Source organism: Ensifer sp. YR511, from assembly GCF_900103045.1.
In the GTDB taxonomy this organism is placed as follows: Bacteria; Pseudomonadota; Alphaproteobacteria; order Rhizobiales; family Rhizobiaceae; genus Ensifer; species Ensifer adhaerens.
In genome coordinates this window covers 38,069-58,484 of the sequence record NZ_FNGR01000032.1, presented here as the reverse complement: position 1 = coordinate 58,484, position 20,416 = coordinate 38,069, and the positions used below count along the sequence as shown (strand labels likewise).

Here is a 20,416-nt window from a genome sequence, read left to right as displayed (position 1 = left end):
CCGGGTGATCGTCTTCACCACCGCTCGGAACCGGCCGCCAGGCCTTCGGCAAGCAGTGTAGCGAGGTTCGACGCCGGCTTGTCGGCTTTGGCCTTCAATCGCAAACTGAATTCCGCATTCGGCAATGCCGGGAGCGAAAGTGTCTGGGGTGCGACCGCGATCCCTTCTCCGAGGAAGCGTGCTGTGCGCGCCGTAACGGCAATCCCGCTTCGCACGGCTGCGCGCAGACCCGAAAGGCTGGGGCTTGTCGCCGCGATGCGGTAGCGACGACCCGTCTCATCGAGGGCTGCCGTCGCGGCCGCGCGAAAACCGCAGGGCGGATCCAGCACCGCGATCGGCAACTCGCTGTCAGCCGTGGACGGAGCATCCGATGACGATAGCCACAGCATCGGTTCGCGCAGAATGGCAAGTTCGTCGGGCGTCGGCCCCTCCCGCATGACGATCAGTACTTCGATCAGCCCCTGATCGTAGGCCGAAGTCAGTTCACGGGATCTGCCGACCCTGAGATCCAACCGCACACGCGGGTGGGTGCGCCCGAAGCGGCGCAAGAGATCCGGCAGATTGCTGTCGGCAAAATCCTGGGTGCAGCCGAGCGCCAGACGGCCGTCGGTGCTGGCACCCTTGAGGCTCAGCCATGCATCCCGGTGAACTTCGAGAATCCGGCGTGCATGAACGACCAATTCCTCCCCGGCCGGCGTGAGAATTCGCCCCCGGCCTGAGGGCGCGAGAAGTGGCTCGCCGATCATCGTTTCCAGGCGCTGCATCTGGGCGGTCACAGCCGAAGGCGTCCGCCCAACGGCCGTGGCCGCATTCGCAAGAGAGCCACTCTCGGCGAAAGCAAGAAAGGTACGAAGCAGATCGGGATCGAAGGCTTGCATTACTTCAATGTAATCGAAGTTATGATATTAGACAATTCGATTTTTCCGAAGATAGAGACGTGGCAGATTGGGCTCACACACGAAACAGGAAACCCGAAAGGAACCACCCAATGCCCATCATCAACGTCACCGTCAGCGGCAAGCCGGACACCGCACTCTCGTCACGGATCGCCGCTTCGGTCAGCGAATTGACGGCAGCGCACCTGCGCAAGGATCCGACGATCACGGCAATCGTCGTTACCTATGCGGATCCGGAACACTGGTTCGCTGGCGGAAAGTCGCTTGCCGAACAGGATATCAACAGCTTCTGGCTCGACATCAAGGTCGTCGACGGCACCAACACCAAGCAGGAAATGGCTGCTTATCTCGAAGCCATCTTCGGGCGCTTTGAACAATTGCTCGGACGGGTACACCACGAGAGCTACGTTCTCGTCCACGAAGTTGCGGCTGCCGCCTATGGTTATGGCGGCAAGACGCAGGAATTCCGCTACATCAGTGGCAAGCTCAAATCCGGCGCCTGAAGCCCCCGGGCGCCGCTTCACGCAACTTAAACTCGGAGCGCCCGAAGCCATGGCCGGGCCGCTTCCTTCCTACACCCGCCGGCTCAGCGCGCGCCATGTCATGGAGCCGCTGGTTGCACTGGCGGGAGGCGGGCCCGCGGTGCAGAGCCGTTGACAAGTCCCGCCTCGGCCGTTGTCGGCGTCCCAAGAATGGTAGTTTAGCGGAACGCCTTCGCGGACGAGAATGCGCCCTGGCCCAACGGCAATCGGTTGCCTGTGGCGTCATCGACCCTCTCGGCGGCCGGCAAACGTCGCTACCCGCAGGCCGCCTCGCCACCAAGATTACTGCAACAGTCGCGCGAGCCCGGCTCGAAGGTCGGTCTCGCAGCGATAGTCGAGTTTTGCGTGAAGCGCTTCGACGCACCCCCGCGAGCGCCTGACTTCACCCGAAAGGCCGTCGATATAGGAGATATTCGAGCGGCTGCCGGTTTCCTCGATCATGATCCGCGCAAGGTCGCTGATCGATGTCTCGACACCGCTGCAAACGTTGACGATGCGCGCGCCGGTGTCCCAGCGGCCAAGCGCGTGCAGCACAGCCTCCACAACGTCGTCCACATGGACGAAATCACGGGTCTGACGGCCATCCCCATTGATCGTGATGTTTTCACCGCGCTCCAGCCGTTCGGCGAACTTCGCGATCACGCCGGAATAGGGAGACGATGGATCCTGCCCCGGCCCATACACGTTGAAGAAACGCAGCCCCAGGCTCGCTATGCCATAGACCTCATAGGCAGACCGCGCGTGAAGTTCGCTGGAAAGCTTGTCCGCACCATAAGGCGACAATGGAATGCAACGTCCCGCTTCCGAAAGCGGCAGCTCCTGGCTTGCCCCGTAAACCGCAGCCGATGAGGCGTAGACAAGCGGAAGATGGGCCCGGGAATGGGCAAGTTCCTCGATGATCGTGAGGAACCCCGTTATATTGATTGCGTGCGATGACGTCAGTTGCCGCTTGCACCGCTCGACCGAGGAGATTGCCGCCAAATGGATGCAGGCGTCCACATTGGCGAGCGCACGGCGCACGGCGTCTCGGTCGAGCAAAGACCCTTCGATGAAGGTCGCAGCCTGCGGGACGTTTTCTCGTTTTCCCGAACTCAGATCATCAAGGACGGTCACGTCATGGCCGGCCATTACCAGCCGACGGGCGAGGTGCGCGCCAATGAAGCCGGCTCCACCGGTAACCAGTATCCTTTTCAAGCCGTTTTCCCTCGCGACACCTCATCGCGATCGGAGGCGCCTGGATCTTAAGTGTAGGTGGGTTCCTAACGCGCCGAGCCGACCGTGGAGCGCGACCGGCACTCGGCCAGTGCGTCCGTGACCGGACCTTCCGTCTGGGTTGCAATCTTCCTTGTCGCCCAGGCGGCGTCAAGGCTCCTGCAGCCAGGTTTACCGTTTCGCAGAGACTTGATGAGAGACAAGGCTAAGGCTTGCCCTCGCGAAGACCTATAGGGAGAGCGTCAGGGCGCTGGACAGCCGAGGATCAGGTCTTCGACCTCGGATCCGGAACCGACGCGCATCAGCACCGTGAACGTGCCGTCGGCGCCCACTTCGAAAAGCGTGCCCCCGTTTTCCCCCTTCTCGTTCGTCCGGGTCACAATCAGCTGGCTTCCAGCGCCGCTCAGATAGGATCGAATGTTGGACACTGCCGACCGGATCTGCGCTATAGAGAAGTAACTCCTGTTGAGAATGTTCGCGGCTCTGACGAGATCGAAGCGGCCGGCGAAATCCGGTGAGCGCCGCATGATGTCATCCTCGACAAATGCGATGGAATCGTCACGCGACAACGACCGGGTGATCATCTGGACCGGCTCGCTCCTTCCGCTGCGGATCAGCGCGCGCAGTCGCGGCTGCAGCATGGATTTCGCCAGATGCCGCGGGATGAAGGCAAGGGAGACATAGTCGAGCCGTCGGATCCAGGGCCGGATCGCAAGACCGGCGACATCATATTGCAGCGGCCAGCCTTCCGGATCGGCAAGAACGCGAACCCCCGGCGCCACCTCGACGATGTGCGCGTCGATGAAGAGATCGGTGGCTGTGATCTTCGGCTTCGCCCCGCAGGCCTCCAGGTATCGCAATAGCTCGACCGTCGTCACACCGGTGGAAACGCCGACATCGAGCACCTCCCGCAACTGCGTCGCCCGCTGCGAAAGCAAGGGCCTGAATGCGGTTTCCAGCTCGCGAAAGCGCGACGGCTGCGTGAGTTTGAAGGTGCCGTTTCGCATCTTCAGTTTTGCGAAGAACTCCGACTCCCGGACCCAGTCCGTCGAGCCGTCATCTCCAGAATAAAATTGCCGGGCGCTCATCACCATGGTCGGACAACCTGTAAAAATTGCCTGCGGCTCTCGAACCCAGAGGGCATCTGGCAGCGACCGAATACTTTGCCGCCTGCCTTTCCAGACAGGGGCTCAGCGCCCGCTACAGTGATCCCGAGGGTAGATTGGCCGACATCGGCTCCCAAAACATGAAAACGACAACAGTTAATTTCAGTATATTCGAAAACAATGCAGGGATAATACCAACTCCCCCGGAGATTCCAAGTTACATTTCAGCAGTTGCTTTTTAAATGAGCCGCTACGTCATGCCTTGCCCCTGTTCACCTGATCGTGCCGCCTTCTTTCTTCTCTGCTTCCCTCCAGACGAACGCGACGACTACTCAGCGCAGATCCTGTGAAGGGCGCGAGGAACGGCGGAACCGAGGGGCGCCGGCATCTGCGCCGGCCGTCGTCAATGTCGGCGGGCCGGGCTTGATCAGCTCGTAAAGGTCCTCGTAGCACGAGACGGTCCGGTCGATCGAAAAGCCTTGCGCACGGCGGCGTGCATAGGCCGTTGCATTGCGATACTTCTCATCATCGCTGGCAAGTTCGCGAATGCGGTCGGCGAGCTGCTCGTGGTTCTTCGCCGGGAACCGGTAGTCGTCGTTGTCAACGACCACGGCCAGCCCTCCGACATCGCTGACCAGGACCGGCAGGTCCGACGCCATCGCCTCGACCACGGCCACCCCGAAGCCTTCCCAATGGGAGGATTGTACATAGAGATCAAGGCGGCTGAGGAACGCCGGGATATCCCGGACCAGCCCGGAAAAGTGGACGCGCTCACGCAGACCCAGACCTCCAGCCAGTTCTTCCACGATCGGTCGGCGGTCCCCCACACCGGCAAAGACCGCATGGACATTGTCCGGAAGCCGCTGCAGGGCCCGCACGATGGTTTCCTGGTCCTTCTTCTCCGTGAAGCTTCCGACCATTCCGATGTAAAAGCGCCCATCCTCTCTCGGCTTGCGGTCGCGCGCCGACGCAAACCGGTCCAGGCTGACACCGTTTTCGACGATGTGGATTTTCGCGGTCATGGGCGCCAGCCATTCGGACAGGTGGTCACGGACAGGTGCGCTGATTGCCGCAACGCAGTCGTAACGGCCATAGACCCACCGTTCGATACCCCGCAGCCACCGCCTCGCCCTTCGGCGGTTCCAGGTGTTGTGTTCGGTGTAGATTTTTCGAAAAGGCAGCAACGCGCAAAAATAGAGGGACGGAAACAGGTGGACGTGCACGACGTCTGCCGCCCGCATCGCGCGCCATGCCCTGGCAATCGAACGGAGGCTCGACAGCTTGACCGCGACGATCGTCACTGCAGCAAAAGCCGTGTCTTCCAGGAGTTCGTTGTTAGCTCCCTTCCACACGATCACCGTTGCCGAGAACCGCGCCTGCCGCTGCGCCATTTCCACGACCAGGCGCTCGGCGCCGCCGTTTCCATTAAGATTGTTGATAATATGAACGACGCTGCCTGCCATCGTAAGACAATCGCCTCAAATATTCCGCAAAGGCGATTATGCATAGCAATGATCAATTCAACAACTATTAGTAATGTATACATCGAAAAATATGCGTTTCCAATTGGCGCGTTAGAAACGCGCGCAGCCGAAAAGTTGCTGACAAAGCATCATCACGGTTGTTCTTTCTTGTCGAACACTCGCGACTATTTTGGACCGAGGAAATATTCCTGTCAGATCAATGCCATGCGCTCAAGAAGCAGCGTGTTCACGGCATGCACATCAAACTTTGATTGGGCCAGTTCCCGAGACCTGAGCCCCATGTCTGTGATCAGCGAAGGCGCCCTGAGGAAGCGGCACATGGCTTCGGCCAGTTGCTTGGCGTTACGCGGCTCCACAAGGTAACCATTGAGCCCGTCGACCACTGTCTCGTCGCAGCCCGGCAGATCGGTTGTGACGATCGGGCGCCCCGTCGACATCGCCTCAAGAATGCTGCGCGGTATGCCCTCGCGATAGTAGGACGGAAGGACGAAGACGCTGCAATCGCTGAGATGCGGGCGCACATCCGTGGTTTCGCCGAGATAGTTCAGGCTGCCGTCCTTGACCCATCCATCGATGGTTTCAGCGGAGATCGCGGCCGGACTGGGATCGAACTGTCCCAGAAGACGAAATTCGGCCTCCGGGAACTGCTGGCGAACGAGGCGCGCGGCCTCGACATACTCGCTGATCCCTTTGTCCTTCAGCAGCCGGGCAACGAGCAGAAAAACCGGGCGCCCGGTGGGCGGGCTCGAAAAGGCATAGTGGTCGAGGTCGACGCCGGAGCCCGGCACGAGCGTCAGCTCGCGCTGGTCGGAAATCAGCCTGCAGCTCTCGATATCAGCCGCATCCGCGCGATTATAGGCAAAGACCCCGCCGGCCCCCTTGAGCGCCAGCCGGTAGAGCAGCACGCTCAGTTGCTTGATGCGGCGCCCGACCCACCGCTTTCCAGCGGCGTCCGAGTAGACATGGCCAAGGCCGGTAACGAGAAAATACCGTCGCTTGACGCCAGCCAGACGAGCGGCAATGCCGCCGTAGACGATTGGCTTCATCGTATAAGGGATCACGACATCGATCTGCCGCGAGCGTAGCAGCCGCCAGTAGGACCAAAGCGTCGCGAGATCCGTCAGTGGGTTGAGCCCGGTGCGGCTCATGGGCGAGCGGACGAACTCTACACCGATCGCGGCAAGCTGCCGGACGACGTCCTCGTCCTGCTCCGGCCCGACGGCCAGGACCGAATGGCCGGCCTCCACCAGGCGCCGCAGCAACTCCAGGCGAAAATTGGTGAGCGAGCGACTGTAGCTCGAAAGCACAGCGATCCGCTGTTTCGGAACCACGCTGGCAACCGCCGATCCCGCGGAGGCAACCGCCCGCTGTGGCGGCAGCCTGACCGGAGAATAGTCGCTCGCGTCAATCAACATCAGGGCGCGCTCCATACAAGCGTTCGAAAGATCGCACAGATCACATCGGCATCGGCGTTGAAGGCGGGCCCCGCCTTAGGCTCGACAGCGCTGCTTGCAGGACATCGTCGGTGAGATGCGCGGCATCGGCGTCGGCGGCCACTTCCTCCCCGTCGTCCGACGAGGGCGCGCCAGCCGTGCCTTCAGCCGGATGCTTGTCGAAGCCGGGAATGAGGCTGTTCATGATCGCAAAGACCATCGCCTGATCGCCGAGTTCAGCAAAAAGTTTAAGGCGCGCGAACATCTCCTTGAGTGTCGCCAGGGGCACGGCGTTCGGCATCGCGCCGAGCACGCCGGGAATAGGTGAACTGATGCGTTGCTCGCCGCTGTCGAACAGCTCCTCATAGAGTTTTTCGCCGGGCCTGAGACCGATGATCTCGATATCGATGTCCTTGCCCGGCGTAAGGCCGGCAAGCCGGATCATCCGCTTGGCGATGTCGATGATCTTGATTGGCTCATTCATGTCCAAAACGAAAATCTCGCCCTTGCCGATTTCGCCTTCAAGACCATAGGCCGAAGCCTGCAGCGTCAGTTCGACGGCTTCGCGAATGGTCATGAAGAAGCGGGTCATGCGCGGATCGGTTACCGTCAGGGGGCCACCCTTAGCGATCTGCCGCTTAAACAGCGGGATCAGCGAGCCGCTCGATCCGAGCACGTTGCCGAAGCGAACGGTCATGAAGCGCGGGCCGGAACCCTTCTTCAGGCAATGAAGGTCGAGCGCCTGGCAATAGAGTTCGGCCAGCCGCTTGGTCCCGCCCATCACGCTGGTCGGGTTGACGACCTTGTCGGTCGACACTTGCACCATCGCCTGCACCTTGAAGCGGCGGGCGGCATTCGCCACGTTCATCGTGCCGATCACATTGGTCAGTACGCCCTCGCAGGGGTTAAGCTCCACCATCGGCACATGCTTGAGTGCGGCAGCGTGGAAGACGAGTTCGGGCCGGTACTTGGCAAAGACATCGTTGACGCGATTGGCCCGGCGGACGTTGCAAAGGTTTGCCGTCCGCTTGACGGCCGGATAGCGCTCCCCGAGTTCCATGTCGATCGCATAGAGATTGTATTCGCAGTTCTCGACCAGGATGAGTTCGGCCGGTTCACGCGCCGCCACCTGCAAGGTGAGCTCGCTGCCGATCGAACCACCGGCGCCGGTGATCAGGACGCGCCGACCGCGGACGAGGCGAAGAATTGCCTCGTTGTCGAGGGCTGCCTGCGGGCGCTCCAGAAGATCCGTGAGCTCGATCGAGCGGAGTTCGAAACGGCTTTCCTGCTTGGCGCTCTTGAGTTCCGTGATCTGCGTCAGACGCGATACGGTCATGCCACGCGCTTCGGCGCGCCGCATCACATCCTCAGCGGCTTCGCCGAACGCCGAAAGCGCTTCGGTAAAGACGACATGGCGCGGCAGCTGTCCATTTTCTGCGAGCGCGCAGACCACAGTTTCGAAATCGCTGAGCGCGCCTAGGATCGGAATGCCGCGCAAGGTCATGTCCGTATGTTCCGGCGTCACTTCCAAGCAGCCGACCGGCTTATGGCTGCAATGCGGATCGCGGCGGAGCGCTCTGAGATAGAGATCTGCCGCATGGCCGCTGCCGACGAGCAAGGTCGGGATCTGGTCGGCATTGCCGTCGGCGACCGGCTGCCGCCGCGTTGGGCGCAGCGCCAGTTCGTCGAGCCGGAAGCTCAGCCGCGAAGCCGAAAGGAATGCGGTCAAAAGCAGCGCCTCGAGCGGCACAACGCTTCGCGGCATATCTTGGAGGCGGTTCGCAAAGAACGACATCAACACCAGCGCCGCCGAGCTGATCAAGACGGCCTGAAGGATCGAGCGCAAGTCCGAGACGGAGCAGTAGCGCCAGTCGCGGGCGTACAATCCCGCAATCGGAAAGGCGAGCGCACAGGCCAGAAGATATTGCGGCCCGGTCGCCACCAGCGCCCAGATAAGCTCCGGTCGCGTCGACATGGCGTCGAAGCCATAGCGCAGGAAAAAGGCGGCCACGAGCGCCAGGGCTGCAGACGCGATGTCCATCGCATAGAGCACGCGCGATCGACGAACCTGCTTGACCGACGATACGGCGGTTCTTGCCGCCAGGCGCAGAAGCGCACGTCCGACGGCGGCAAACCAGGTGAATATGTTGAGGAACCTTGCCCAGTATCTCGCCATAGGCGGCGGAGACGGGGCGACGGCTTGCGTTGGCTGGGCAGCGGCCTCGTTGCGATGCATGCGACACCCTTCGATCCATAGAACGCCATTCAACCGCCGCGCCGAGAACGGACGGACGAATGATGCGCCTTGAGACGTCATGTCTCGTTGATTTTTTTCTGGAATAGACCTCTGATACCGATCAGATCATACAAATTTACCTGAAATCTATTTTATCTATGCACTGATACAAGCTTTGGTCTTCGCAATATAATACGCCAACTTCGCCGAAACTCTCGCACGCCAAGAACTGCGTGTAAATTATCTTTTCGTTTTATCGCAAGCAATTTACCTAATTATATTAGAACTCAATAGTATTATTGCTGATTGTTCCGTAATTCTTTTGGATTAACTAGCGACCATTCGTCCGCCCGTTAGGCAGAATGCGCCGCCCAAATCAAAGACATAAAAAATAAATAATGAAAGATAATCTGAGATGTTTTTACATTAAATGGTCAGTAATTTTTGCATGTAAAGCAACAGACAGACCAACCGAACGCATAACCGACACTATACATCGGATAAATATTAGCGCGACTGGAAACGGATCTTCCCCAGCATGCACCTGGAACCGCTCTCGGGTAAGGACCGAGGGACGCCGACAAATGCTCCCCAACCACCGGAAACGGACCAACCAGCCGACCATGCCAGGAGCGCGCGCATGCAACATCAGCCTGCACGTGGGCCCAGTGCAATCTTCCGCCGGAAAGACCTTGTCGGGTCATTCTCCCGCAAAGGCGCGTCGATAGGAGTCGGAAATCGGCCGGATCAGATACTCAAGGAAGGTGCGGTCGCCGAGTTCGATAAAGGCGTCGATCGGCATCCCTGGATGCAGCTGCTCCATGCGCACGCCGGGCGGCAGCGGCGTATCCAGGCGCAACACGGCCCTGTAATAGGGCTCGCGCGTCGCCGGGTCGGTCAGGCGGTCGGCCGAGACATGGGCAACCGTCGCAGAAACCTCCGGCGTCAAGCTGGTATTGAGCGCCGAGAGGCGCACCCTCGCCGGCTGACCGACATGGACGACGTCGATGTCCTGCGGATGAATACGCGCGTCGACGACCAGGTCCCCTGTCGGCAGGATCTCCATGATCTTCTCGCCGGGACCGACGACACTGCCGACGGCGTTGTAGACCGAGGCGACGACAACGCCGTCCACCGGCGCTTTGACGACGGTGCGCTCGAGCACCCGGCGCGCGGCCTCGACTTGTTCTTCCACGTCGGCAAGCCCGGTCTTCACCTCGTTCATCGCGGTCACCGCCTGCTCGACGCGCTGGGTCTTCAGCCGTTCGATCTGCTCACGCGCTTCTGCGACCTGCGTGCGGCTCGACGAGGATTCTGCCTGCAGCATGCCGACCTGGCCGAGCAGGTCCGCTTCAACGCGAAGAAGCTGCGTGTACTCCGTGCGGTTCGTCAGCCCCTTTTCCAGGAGATTGAACTTTCGCTCGGCTTCACTGCGCACGATCTGCGTCTGCTTCTCGACCGCCGCCTTCTGCGCGGCCAAGCCATCGAGCGCATCGTTGAGGCTTTCGACCCGTTGCTGCAGAATAACGGTCTCGGAGGTGAAGCGGGCAAGCCGGGTCTGAAACTCCTTTACCTGTTCTTCGGTAAGGTCACGGCTTGCGGCCGACATCGTGGCCGGCGCGTTGCCGATCGCGATCGTCAGATCCCGCCGCCCGTCCCGTTCGGCGGCAAGGCGCGCCTCCCGCGCTTTTAGCGCAACCCATTGCTTGGCAAGGCGGTTGAGCTGCGTGCGGGCGACGGTGTCGTCGAGGACCACAAGCGTCTGCCCCCTTGCGACCGCATCGCCCTCGCGCACCGCGATTTCGCTGACGATCCCGCCTTCTAGATGCTGCACGAGAACATTACGGCCCGTGGCCGTGATCGTGCCGGAAGCGACTGCGGCACCGGAGAGCGGCGCCGTTGCCGCCCAATAGCCGAAACCGGCAAGGATGAGGACAAGCGTTCCATAGCCGAGCCGGGCGACCATCCCGGTATCGGTCACGATCGTCTCCCGCCAGGAGCGCCGAGTGCCCGCCGCCGCCGTCATGGCCGATCCCCGGTTCTACCAGGTAGGAAGGTGGAAATGTTTGCCGTCGGCAGGTTCGAGGGCCGCTTGGCGGTCGCTGCCTTCGCGGCCCGGTCCGCCCGGTCGGACTGCGCGCGGCGCGCCACCTCCTCCGTCGGGCCGAAGTCATCAATCCTGCCATTCTTCATCACCAGGATCCGGTCACACGTCGTGGCGATCGAAATTCGGTGCGTGACAATGACGACCGTGACGCCGCGCGCTTTCGCGTCTCTCAGTGCCCGTCCGAGTGCCGCTTCCCCTTCGCTGTCGAGGTTGGCGTTCGGCTCGTCGAGAACAAGAAGACGCGGGGCGCCGTAGAAGGCGCGCGCAAGCCCGATGCGCTGCCGCTCGCCGCCGGAGAGATTGTTGGAACCGGGCCCGATCGGGGTCTGATAGCCCTTCGTCTGCGACAGGATGAGATCATTGGCATGAGCCGCGCGCGCGGCCGCAACCACTGCCTCGTCGGCTGCATCCGGCTCGAAGCGGGAGATATTGGCGGCGATCGTGCCCGGCAGCAGCTGCACGTCCTGTGCGAGATAGCCGATAAGGCTGCCGAGCTGCGCCACGTCCCAGGTTCTCAAATCCGCACCGTCGATGGTGATCGAGCCCGCGGTCGGCGCAACGGCGCCGGTCAGAAGTCGCGCGAGCGTCGACTTGCCCGCCCGGCTCGGCCCGACCACTGCAACGCTTTCGCCGGCAGCGATCGTGAAATTCAGCCGCTTCAGGATCGGCTCGGGGTCAGCTCCGGCGTCGGGTGAAACATAGAGCAGATCACGGACCGCGATATCGCCGACGGGGTTCGGCAGCAGAAGCTTGCGGCTATCGACACTGCCGGCCTCGATCACCTTTTCGAACCGCGACCAGGCGCTGCGCGCATCCATTGCCTGCTTCCAGATCCCGACCAGTTGATCGAGCGGCTGCAGCGCGCGGCCCGATAGGATCGACGACGCGAAGATCATCCCGGCAGTCATCTGCCCTTTTAAGACAAGGGTCGCGCCAACAGCGAGGATCGCCATCTGCAGGATCATTCTGATCGATCGCGATATGCCGCCGAAGATGGCGTTGACGACGAGGCTTCCGTCAGCTGCCGCGGTCGCGGCGGCAAACTGGCGGCCCCAGACCTCGCTGACGTTGTTCGTCATGCCCATCGCACGCACCGTCTCGGCATTGCGGCTGAACATCTGCGCCGTCAGATTGGAGCTGGTGATACGCTCCTGCGCGAACTGCGACGCCTTCTTGTTCATGTACTGATTGAGGAAAACCAAGAGCAGAATGACGATCGCGCCGATCGTCGTCATTAGGAAGAGCAGCGGATGCAGGAGATAAAGGAGTGCGGCGAACACCGGCGAGAACGGCAGGTCAAAGAGGACCGGCGTGCCGCGCGAAGCGACGAAGCCTCTAACGGTCGCAAGATCGCGCAAGGGCTGGATGTCACCCGGCTCCCGGCCTGTTGCCGCGACCACGTTCGCAAAGGCGGTCGCCCCGAGCTCGCTGTCAAGCTTGGCCGCCATCCGCACCGCATAGATCGCCCGAATCACATCGAGCAGGCCGAGGAATGCGAAGGCAAGAAACGCGATAATCGTAAGATAGACGAGCGTTTCGATGCTGGAAGAGGGCAAAACCCGATCGTAAACCTGGATCAGAAACAGCGGCGAGGTCAGCGCCAACACGTTGACGACCGTCGAGAACAAGCCGAGATCGATGACGCTGCGCCGGAACGCAGAGCGTAAACTGCCGCTTGTGATTCTGTTGTCTACCATGCTGCAACGACACCGTTTCCAGGAATTTGAGTGGGGCCGTATCGATGGAATTGTTCCCCGATGTCAACGTGCCGGGGGTTGAGTAGGTACTATACATCTGTTGTAGCGGTTGCTTATAGATGCTATTTTAGAACCCCACCATTTAACGCGACAGATCACAGTTTTCACACGCTCCGGTCGCTTGCTGTCTTTGCGCGGCGGTCGGTAAAAGCAACGGCGCGTATTCTGCCCCACTAATAAAGGATGGAAACATGATCGTTAAGGGAAGACCCGTAGCTGACACGCTTTATGGCACGAACGTAGCTGACACAATTTATGGATATGGCGGCGACGATAGCCTTTGGGGCTATGCCGGAGACGACTATCTCGACGGTGGCGACGGCAACGACCGCATGTACGGTGGCGACGGCAACGACTTCTTCAAGGCCGGTCCAGGCGACGATTATGCCGAAGGCGGCGTCGGCAACGACTCCTTCGATGGCGGCCTTGGCAACGACCACTTCGTCGGTGGCCTGGGCAACGACATCTTCGACGGTGAGGACGGCGACGACATCCTCGACGGCGGCGATGGCCACGACACCATGCTCGGCGGTGCCGGCAACGATACCTTCTACGGCGGCGCCGGCGAAGAATATATCGACGGTGGCACGGGCAACGACATCATCTATGCCGGCGACGGCAATGACGGTTTCGTCAACCGCGTCAACCCGGCAACCGGCCAGGTAACGACGCAGGCCGTCGGTGGCGGTGCCGGCGACGACTACATCTATGGCGAAGGCGGCAACGACGCGCTCAAGGGCCAGTCCGGCAATGACCACGTCTATGGCGGCATCGGCGATGACCGGGTCGACGGCGGCGACGGCGACAACTATCTCGACGGCGGCGACGGCAACGACATTCTCGATTCCGAGAGCGGTCGCGATGAGGCCCATGGTGGTGCCGGCGTCGACAGGATCAGCGTCGGCGCAGGCGACGACCTCGTCTACGGTGATGGCGGCAACGACAGCATCAGCGGCGAAGACGGCAACGACACGCTAAATGGCGGCGATGGCGATGACCTGTTCTATGGCGGCTCGGGCAACGACACGATCCGCGGCGATGCCGGCAGGGATACCCTGATCGGCGACACCGGCTCAGACTTCCTCTGGGGCGGCGCTGACGCCGACCGCTTCGTGCTCAAGGGTGCTGGCGCACTCGACGGACGGGATACCATCATGGACTACCAGGATGGTCTCGATCGCATCGTGCTCGAAAAGCTCGGCATCACCCGCTACGCCAACACCGGTGGCCCCGGCACGGTCTATGCCTATGACGACGCCAGCGGCGACGTGATCCTGAAGGCGCAGGATTCGGCCGGCCACGCCTTCCAGATCGTCGTCGACGATCCGAACGGTACCCTGTCTGCGGCCAACTTCAGCGCGGCGGACTTCACCTTCGCGTAAAATACCGGCGGCCGCGGGTTTGAATACGCGCTCCGCGGCCGCCACTACCGCCAGTTCCTGCCTGCATTGGCAGTCCAGTTCGCGAAAAGCTCACCGAGAGACCGCTTCACCAGCGGCGAGTGAGCGCAATGCGTCGTCCAGTTCGTCTAGATCGCTGATCCGCCTATCGGCTCGGTGCGCATCATCCGGCGCCGCCGTGCGGTGAACCCGCGCTTGGCGCGTGACCATCACAGTTTGCCATCCGCGCCGGCGTGGCGTGACGAAATCCTTGAGCGGATTGTCGGCGATGTAGACGAGATTGTCCTGCTTGACGTCCGCCCAGCTCTCGATCGCCTCATAGGCTCGTGCATGCGGTTTCCAGAATTCTCTCCCCCAAAGATCAGTGAAGATCACCCGGTCGACTAAGGCTTCGAGTCCCAGCGCCTTGACCTTGGCCTGTTGCGTGGCCGCTGGCCCGTCAGTGATGATCGCCCTTCGGCCGACGCGCGCACGCTCCAGATAGCGGCGAGCATCGTCGGCGAGAGCTATCTCCGGCCGGTGTCCGCGGTAGACGGCAACCAACTGGCCGACCAACGCTTCGTCGATGGCAATGCCCATCGCTGCTAGCGCCGTATCGAAAACGCGTCCGCTGTGCCCGCTCGCAGCAGCTGCCTCGCAATGCCCGGCAAAGCCTTCCGCGCCCAGATGGTTCGCCAGCCAGGCATCAACGGCCCTGAAGCCGCTTCGGGCGAAATCCCGCTCCAGATAGAGCGTATCGTCGAGGTCGAAAACAAGCACCTGCTCGCCCATCCGCCTATCCCCTGAAGACCGCTGCATCGTATCGCAGCATCAGCACACCTTCTCGCCAATCGTCGTGCGCCGTTCTCGGCAAGCCTGCCACTTCCTCCAGCAGCCATTGGGCAAAGGTCGCGCCGGCATGATCCACAAGCGGATAGCCGCCGCCGAAACGGGCGTTGATTTCGATCACCCGCGGACCGGTGAGCCGATCGTCCATGACCTGAAAACAGAACGCACCGCGCAAGTCCGGCAACGCCCGCAAGATACCCTCAGCCATCGCCCGATGCGCCGTATGTCGCTCGGTAACGCCCTTTTCGACTTCGCCTGCCCTGATGCGCAATCGCCGATGCGAAATGACCGACTGCAATGTGCCGCCGTCATCGACGAACGCATTGACCGTATGCTCCGGGCCGTCGAGATATTGCTGCAGGATCATCGGCTCTACGGTCGTTTCAGGCAGATCGGCCATTGAGCGGACCATGCTGATCGAGCGGCTTGCGCTCCCGGCATTGGGCTTGAGGAACAGCGGCCAGTCCCAGCGGGAGAGCTCGCCGCGAACCTCCTCCAGCATGCCGGTTCGCGGGACCGGCACCCCGGCCGCGTCGAGCACGCGCATGGTTTCGAGCTTGTCGCGCACAACGTCGATGACCGGCGGAGTGCTCACATGCACGCGGCAATCGAAGCGGTCGAAATCCCCCGCCGCTGCCGCAAGCGGCACCAGTTCGGGATCGATCGTTGGTACGAGCAGGCGCACATCATGCGCCCGCGCGATCTCCGCCAGGCGGCCCGTGAACTCCGGGTGACTGTAGGCGGGTACCGCGAAAGCCCGGTCGGCGATCGCACAGGCCGCGCTCAGGTCAGGCTCAAGATCGCAGGCCAGAATCTGGACATCGATGTCCAGCGCGCGCGCTGCCCGGCGAAAACACTCGATCAGGCCAACACGTCTTCCTGCGGAAGAGACAAGGATCTTGAACGACCGGTACGCCATACACGCCTTCTCCTTGACTGTTAGGACGACGGGCCATGGCAATCGCCGTGGCCCCGCCTGACTGAACCCGATTCAATGCCCGCACGGTTACACTCCCAACTTGCTGTGCACCGGGGGGCGCCGGCCGTCAGCCGTGCGCCACGCGGCTACCTCGATGCACTGCCGGTCTCCGCACATGACGGTAAAACCGTCCGCCGTATGGGTCTGAACTTGCGCGGCAAGGCCGATGTAACGGAAGGAGTCCGCGAAAGCCCGCGCCGCATCGATATGGATGACCTTTCCGTCTTGGCGCGAAAATGCGCCGGGATAGGGCTCGCCAACCGCCCTGATCAGTCGCATCACCTCCACCGCCGGGCGCTGCCAATCGATCAGGCCATCTTCGGCGACCCGCTTTGCACAATAGTTCGCCAGGCTGTGGTCCTGCTCCATCCGCGGCGCCTTGCCGGCTCGGGCCAATTCAACGGCCTCCGGCACCATCTCCGCCAGATTGCGCACATGCTTACCGTATAGACTGCGCGCGGTCTCATCCGGCGCGACGGAAAACAGGCGCTGCAAGATGATGGGGCCGGAATCCGTACCCTCGTCGATCCAGAAGAGCGACGAACCCGTCGTCTTTTCGTCAAGCAGGATGGTCCAGGGGATAACACCTCTACCTCTCAGACGCGGCAGCGCCGACGGGTGAAAACCGATCACGCCCATGCGCGGGATGGCACGGAAGGCCTGACGGCAGATCTGCGACCAGCCGAGGACCAGGACGAGTTCAGGGGCGCTCGCGCGGATGGCTGCAAGCGTCTCTTCGGCGTTCACGTTGGTCGTATGGCAGACCGCGCTGCCTGCCGCGCGCGCCGGCGTCGTCAAGTCCGCGAAATCGGAATGGCGATCCGCGGCCTCCGGCGGCAGCGTGACCACCAGGGACGGCAGCATCCCCTTCGCCAACAGGGCATCGAGCGCGATTAGGGATCCTTCGACGGCACCAACCAGAGCAAAACGCATTTTGGTTCTCAAATGCACAATGTGTCAGAGCGCAATATACAACTCGGATCACAACCAAGGGAAGAAATAACCCATCTGGGCGATATTAATGTATTTCAAGTATGATATGAGGGGATGCTATTTCAGAGCCGGGCTATACTGCAAGAGAATAATTGCATGACAGTGTCTGCCGTTGTATCTTGAAACCACTGCTTTTCTAGGGTGCGCCCTGGAAGGCCAATTTAGAGTACGAACCCATTTCAGAAATGATCGCGTCCGATGTGCCCTCCACAATCGAGGCAATAGGAAGTTAATGTCCTGGCGTGCACAGCGCGCCCGGGAATTTAATGCTTGTGACCAGCGCCGGGATACACACCAGTGTGCCCTGTCGTCAGGCTCAGGGAATGCGGAGGAATGCCCAAACGGCGGCGCAACTTCGGATCCACGGTATGATATTGCATTTGATCACTAATTTCAGCGCAAGCGCCGGAGCTGAGACGATGCTCGCGCGCCTGCTCAAGGCGTCGTCTGACGAACGCGTCATGGTCGTATCGCTGCTCGATGTCTCGGCGCGAAACCGTGACCTCGCGGACAATCCGCGCGTCGAGTATGTGGCGCTCGGCGCGCACTCGCTCCCGGCCATTCTGCAGGGCACGATGCGGCTTGCCAACATCATCCGCCAGGAAAAGCCGAGTGTCATGCTGTGCTGGATGTACCACGCCATGGTGGTCGGCACGGTCGCTGCCAAACTTGCGCGCCGCGCAACGCCGGTCATCTGGAATGTTCGCCAGTCGCTGGATGATGTCGCCTCGCTGTCGCGAAGCTCGCATATGGCGATCGCCGCTGCCCGCGTGCTCTCCGGCTCGGCCTCCGGCATCATCTACAATTCGTCGCGCGCCCGCGAAATGCACCGCGCCTATGGCTACCGCAACCTGAATTCGGTCGTCATCCCGAACGGCTTTGAAATCCCGGCGGTGGCGGCAGGCCACCAGGCGCCGCCCCGGCGGGTCGGCATCGTCGCGCGTTTCCACCCGCAAAAGGATCACGCCACCTTCTTTCGCGCCGCCGCTTCGGTGTTGCGCACCCATCCCGACACGCGCTTTCTCGCCGCCGGACGGGGGCTGGCCTGGGACAATCCCGAAGTCGTGCGGCTGATTGCCGATGCCGGATTGCCAAGCGAGGCAATCGACCTCAGGGGCGAAGTCGCGGACATGGAGGATTTCTACCGCAGCATCGATATCCTCGCCCTGTCCTCCAGGACCGAAGGCTTTCCGAACGTCGTTGCCGAGGCGATGAGCTACGCAAAAATGGTGGTGGCAACGGACGTCGGAGACGCGGCAGAGGTTGCCGGCAATGCCGGAATCGTCGTGCCCGCTCGCAATCCCGAGGCCTTTGCCGACGCCATGCGCAAGGTGCTCGACCTATCGCCGGAGGAATATGCCCGCTACGCGCACCTCGCCCGCGATCGCATCGAAAGCGAATACACGCTGCACAACATCGAACGGCGTTACTCAAATTTCCTGAGGAACTTCTAGCAGCGACCGCACAGCTCAAGCTGCGGAAAGAAAATTCGGACAGGGGGACCGACACATGAACGACAACAACAAAGGGGCTCGACCTAAGCGAATGCCGGCGGACTTGGCGCCGACAGTCAGGCGGGCAGCATGACGACGCCGATACGCACAGTCATCATCGACGACCATCCGCTCGTCATCGTCGGCGCCCGCGCGACGATCGAGACGACCAACGATATCGTCTGCGTCGGCTCGGCCGGAACGGGTGCGGAGGCGCTCGCGCTGATCAAGGAAATCGGGCCGGACGTTTCGGTCATCGATATCGCCCTTCCCGACATGAGCGGCCTTACGCTGGCGGAGCAAATCCTCAAGCAGCAGCTTTCGGCCTATGTGGTGGTGATGACGATTTACCCGGAGCGCTCCTACGCACAGCAGGCGCTTCAGATCGGCGTCAAGGGCTTCATCCAGAAATGCTCCGCGCCCGAGCACCTGCTGCTTGCCGTTCGCTCCGTCACGCATGGCGGGCTCTATCTCGATCCGCCAACCGCCCAGGAACTGACGCGCACGGCACCAAATCCCGGGTCGCGCGCGATGAAGACGGCCGGCGTGCCGGGGCTGACCCGTCGCGAACAGGATGTTCTGCGCCTCGTAGCCCTTGGGTACTCCAACAAGGAAATCGGCGCGCGCGCCAATGTCAGCGTCAAATCGATCGAAACCTACAAGGCCCGTGCAACGGAGAAGCTGCAGCTCCACACGCGGGCGCAGATTGTCCATTTCGCCTTGACCCACGGCTGGATGAGCGCCGTCTAGGCCGTGGTCGGGTCGGGCGCAGGCGGGATGCCCGTCTGCCCCAATCGAGACAGGAGCCGCCATTGCGAATTGTGTTTGTGCTTTCAGGGCTTGGTGCCGGCGGCGCAGAAAAGGTCGTCAACATCCTCGCGCGCCATCGCTCGGCCCGCGGTGACGACGTGCACGTGCTCGCGCTCAATGCGGAAACCCCGGAGACCTATTTTGCCTACGACAGGTCGGTCCGCGTGGAGGCGCTCGGCGGCGGCTCGTCGGTGCCCGTGTTCAGGACGGCTGCACGTATCGCCCGATTGCGCGCGCGCCTGCGCGCTCTGTCGCCCGATCTCGTCATTTCCTTTCTGACGAAGGTCAACATCATGGTCGTGCTTGCCAGCCGCGGCCTCGGCCTGCGGCTCGTCCTTTCCGAGCGAAACAACTTCAATACGCAGGACATGAACGGGCTGTGGCGATTGGCGCGGCCGCTGGCGGCTCGCCTGGCAGAGCGGCTGGTGATGCAGACGACGGAAGCGGTCAATTCGCTGCCACCGGCCCTCAAAGCCAAGGCCGTGATCATCCCCAACCCGATCACGCTTCAGCATGTGCGTGACAAACAGTCAGGTACCGTCACCCGGGTGCTAGCCGTCGGCCGCCTGGACAGGCAGAAGGGCTTCGATCTGCTGATAGACGCCTTTGCCGATATCGCGGGGCGCGCGCCGAACATGACGCTGACCATCTTCGGCGAAGGCCCGGAACGGCCGGCGCTTGAGGAACAGGTCCGACGCCTCGGCCTTTCGAACCGCGTTCGTCTGCCGGGCACGACGAAATCACCGGTCGAATGGATCAACGCCGGCGATATCTTCGTCCTCAGTTCGCGCTTCGAAGGCTTCCCGAACGTGCTGCTGGAGGCGATGTCCGCGGGCCTTGCCAGCATCGCCTTTGATTGTCCGTGGGGGCCGTCCGAAATCATCGACACGCCGCAGGTCGGCATGCTCGTCCCCAAGGAGGACATTCGCCGGCTGGCAGACGCGATAGCCCGCCTGGCGGCCGACGCAACACTGCGGCACCAGATCGGCGCCATGGGCGCACGCGCGGTTGCCGCGCGCTACGCGATCCAGTCGGTCCTTCAGCAATGGGACGACGTCATCGCTGCGCCTGAGGAGGCCCAGGCGCTTTACCCGGCAGCGCGCGTATCGACCTAATACGGCACCGCCTTAGGAGGCGACG

The 20,416-nt window shown here is 61.8% G+C and carries 16 protein-coding genes; 5 read left to right on the top strand and 11 right to left on the bottom strand.

What is annotated here, in order from left to right:
• Positions 1-14: 14 nt before the first annotated feature.
• Positions 15-878 carry a LysR substrate-binding domain-containing protein gene (locus tag BLU15_RS31925; RefSeq protein ID WP_060521013.1) on the bottom strand — a complete coding sequence of 288 codons (864 nt, stop codon included), beginning with the start codon at positions 876-878 and terminating at the stop codon, positions 15-17.
• 110 nt (positions 879-988) lie between these two features.
• Between BLU15_RS31925 and BLU15_RS31920 the strand changes: the two genes are divergently transcribed.
• Entirely contained in the window at positions 989-1,399 is a 411-nt protein-coding gene (locus BLU15_RS31920; RefSeq protein WP_090300918.1) for a tautomerase family protein, read from the top strand.
• A 321-nt stretch (positions 1,400-1,720) separates the two neighbouring features.
• Here the strand turns inward: BLU15_RS31920 and BLU15_RS31915 are convergent, their stop codons facing one another.
• The 7 genes from BLU15_RS31915 to BLU15_RS31885 form a co-directional block, all read right to left on the bottom strand.
• Positions 1,721-2,632 (bottom strand): NAD-dependent epimerase/dehydratase family protein, encoded by a 912-nt coding sequence (locus BLU15_RS31915; protein ID WP_090300915.1) that lies wholly within the window; start codon positions 2,630-2,632, stop codon positions 1,721-1,723.
• Positions 2,633-2,892: 260 nt separating this feature from the next.
• A complete protein-coding gene (locus BLU15_RS31910; protein WP_090300913.1) occupies positions 2,893-3,744 on the bottom strand; it encodes an ATP-binding protein in 852 nt (283 codons plus the stop codon).
• Positions 3,745-4,088: 344 nt separating this feature from the next.
• Positions 4,089-5,219 (bottom strand): glycosyltransferase, encoded by a 1,131-nt coding sequence (locus BLU15_RS31905; protein ID WP_090300911.1) that lies wholly within the window; start codon positions 5,217-5,219, stop codon positions 4,089-4,091.
• 212 nt (positions 5,220-5,431) lie between these two features.
• Positions 5,432-6,655 (bottom strand): glycosyltransferase family 4 protein, encoded by a 1,224-nt coding sequence (locus BLU15_RS31900; protein WP_090300935.1) that lies wholly within the window; start codon positions 6,653-6,655, stop codon positions 5,432-5,434.
• A 40-nt stretch (positions 6,656-6,695) separates the two neighbouring features.
• Positions 6,696-8,849, bottom strand: coding sequence for a polysaccharide biosynthesis protein (locus tag BLU15_RS31895; RefSeq protein WP_090300933.1), 2,154 nt, complete (start codon positions 8,847-8,849; stop codon positions 6,696-6,698).
• A gap of 760 nt (positions 8,850-9,609) precedes the next feature.
• Positions 9,610-10,890 (bottom strand): HlyD family type I secretion periplasmic adaptor subunit, encoded by a 1,281-nt coding sequence (locus BLU15_RS31890; RefSeq protein ID WP_244546875.1) that lies wholly within the window; start codon positions 10,888-10,890, stop codon positions 9,610-9,612.
• Positions 10,891-10,931: 41 nt separating this feature from the next.
• Positions 10,932-12,713 (bottom strand): type I secretion system permease/ATPase, encoded by a 1,782-nt coding sequence (locus tag BLU15_RS31885; protein WP_090300907.1) that lies wholly within the window; start codon positions 12,711-12,713, stop codon positions 10,932-10,934.
• A gap of 251 nt (positions 12,714-12,964) precedes the next feature.
• On the opposite strand from BLU15_RS31885, the gene BLU15_RS31880 reads away from it, so the two are divergent.
• A complete protein-coding gene (locus tag BLU15_RS31880) occupies positions 12,965-14,155 on the top strand; it encodes a calcium-binding protein (protein ID WP_090300905.1) in 1,191 nt (396 codons plus the stop codon).
• 90 nt (positions 14,156-14,245) lie between these two features.
• On the opposite strand, the gene BLU15_RS31875 is transcribed toward BLU15_RS31880, so the two are convergent.
• The 3 genes from BLU15_RS31875 to BLU15_RS31865 all read right to left on the bottom strand — a co-directional run bounded on the left by BLU15_RS31875 (position 14,246) and on the right by BLU15_RS31865 (position 16,913).
• A complete protein-coding gene (locus BLU15_RS31875) occupies positions 14,246-14,944 on the bottom strand; it encodes an HAD family hydrolase (RefSeq protein WP_176960419.1) in 699 nt (232 codons plus the stop codon).
• Positions 14,945-14,948: 4 nt separating this feature from the next.
• A complete protein-coding gene (locus BLU15_RS31870; RefSeq protein WP_090300900.1) occupies positions 14,949-15,920 on the bottom strand; it encodes an ATP-grasp domain-containing protein in 972 nt (323 codons plus the stop codon).
• Positions 15,921-16,007: 87 nt separating this feature from the next.
• A complete protein-coding gene (locus BLU15_RS31865; RefSeq protein ID WP_090300898.1) occupies positions 16,008-16,913 on the bottom strand; it encodes a methionyl-tRNA formyltransferase in 906 nt (301 codons plus the stop codon).
• Between the two features lie 428 nt (positions 16,914-17,341).
• Between BLU15_RS31865 and BLU15_RS31860 the strand changes: the two genes are divergently transcribed.
• From BLU15_RS31860 to BLU15_RS31850, 3 genes are all read left to right on the top strand, one after another.
• On the top strand, positions 17,342-18,427 hold the full coding sequence (locus BLU15_RS31860; RefSeq protein WP_090300896.1) for a glycosyltransferase: 1,086 nt from the start codon (positions 17,342-17,344) through the stop codon (positions 18,425-18,427).
• A 129-nt stretch (positions 18,428-18,556) separates the two neighbouring features.
• Positions 18,557-19,216: a response regulator transcription factor gene (locus BLU15_RS31855; protein ID WP_090300894.1), complete on the top strand. Its 660-nt coding sequence runs from the start codon at positions 18,557-18,559 to the stop codon at positions 19,214-19,216.
• Positions 19,217-19,287: 71 nt separating this feature from the next.
• Entirely contained in the window at positions 19,288-20,391 is a 1,104-nt protein-coding gene (locus BLU15_RS31850; RefSeq protein WP_244546879.1) for a glycosyltransferase family 4 protein, read from the top strand.
• The last annotated feature ends 25 nt before the right edge of the window (positions 20,392-20,416 follow it).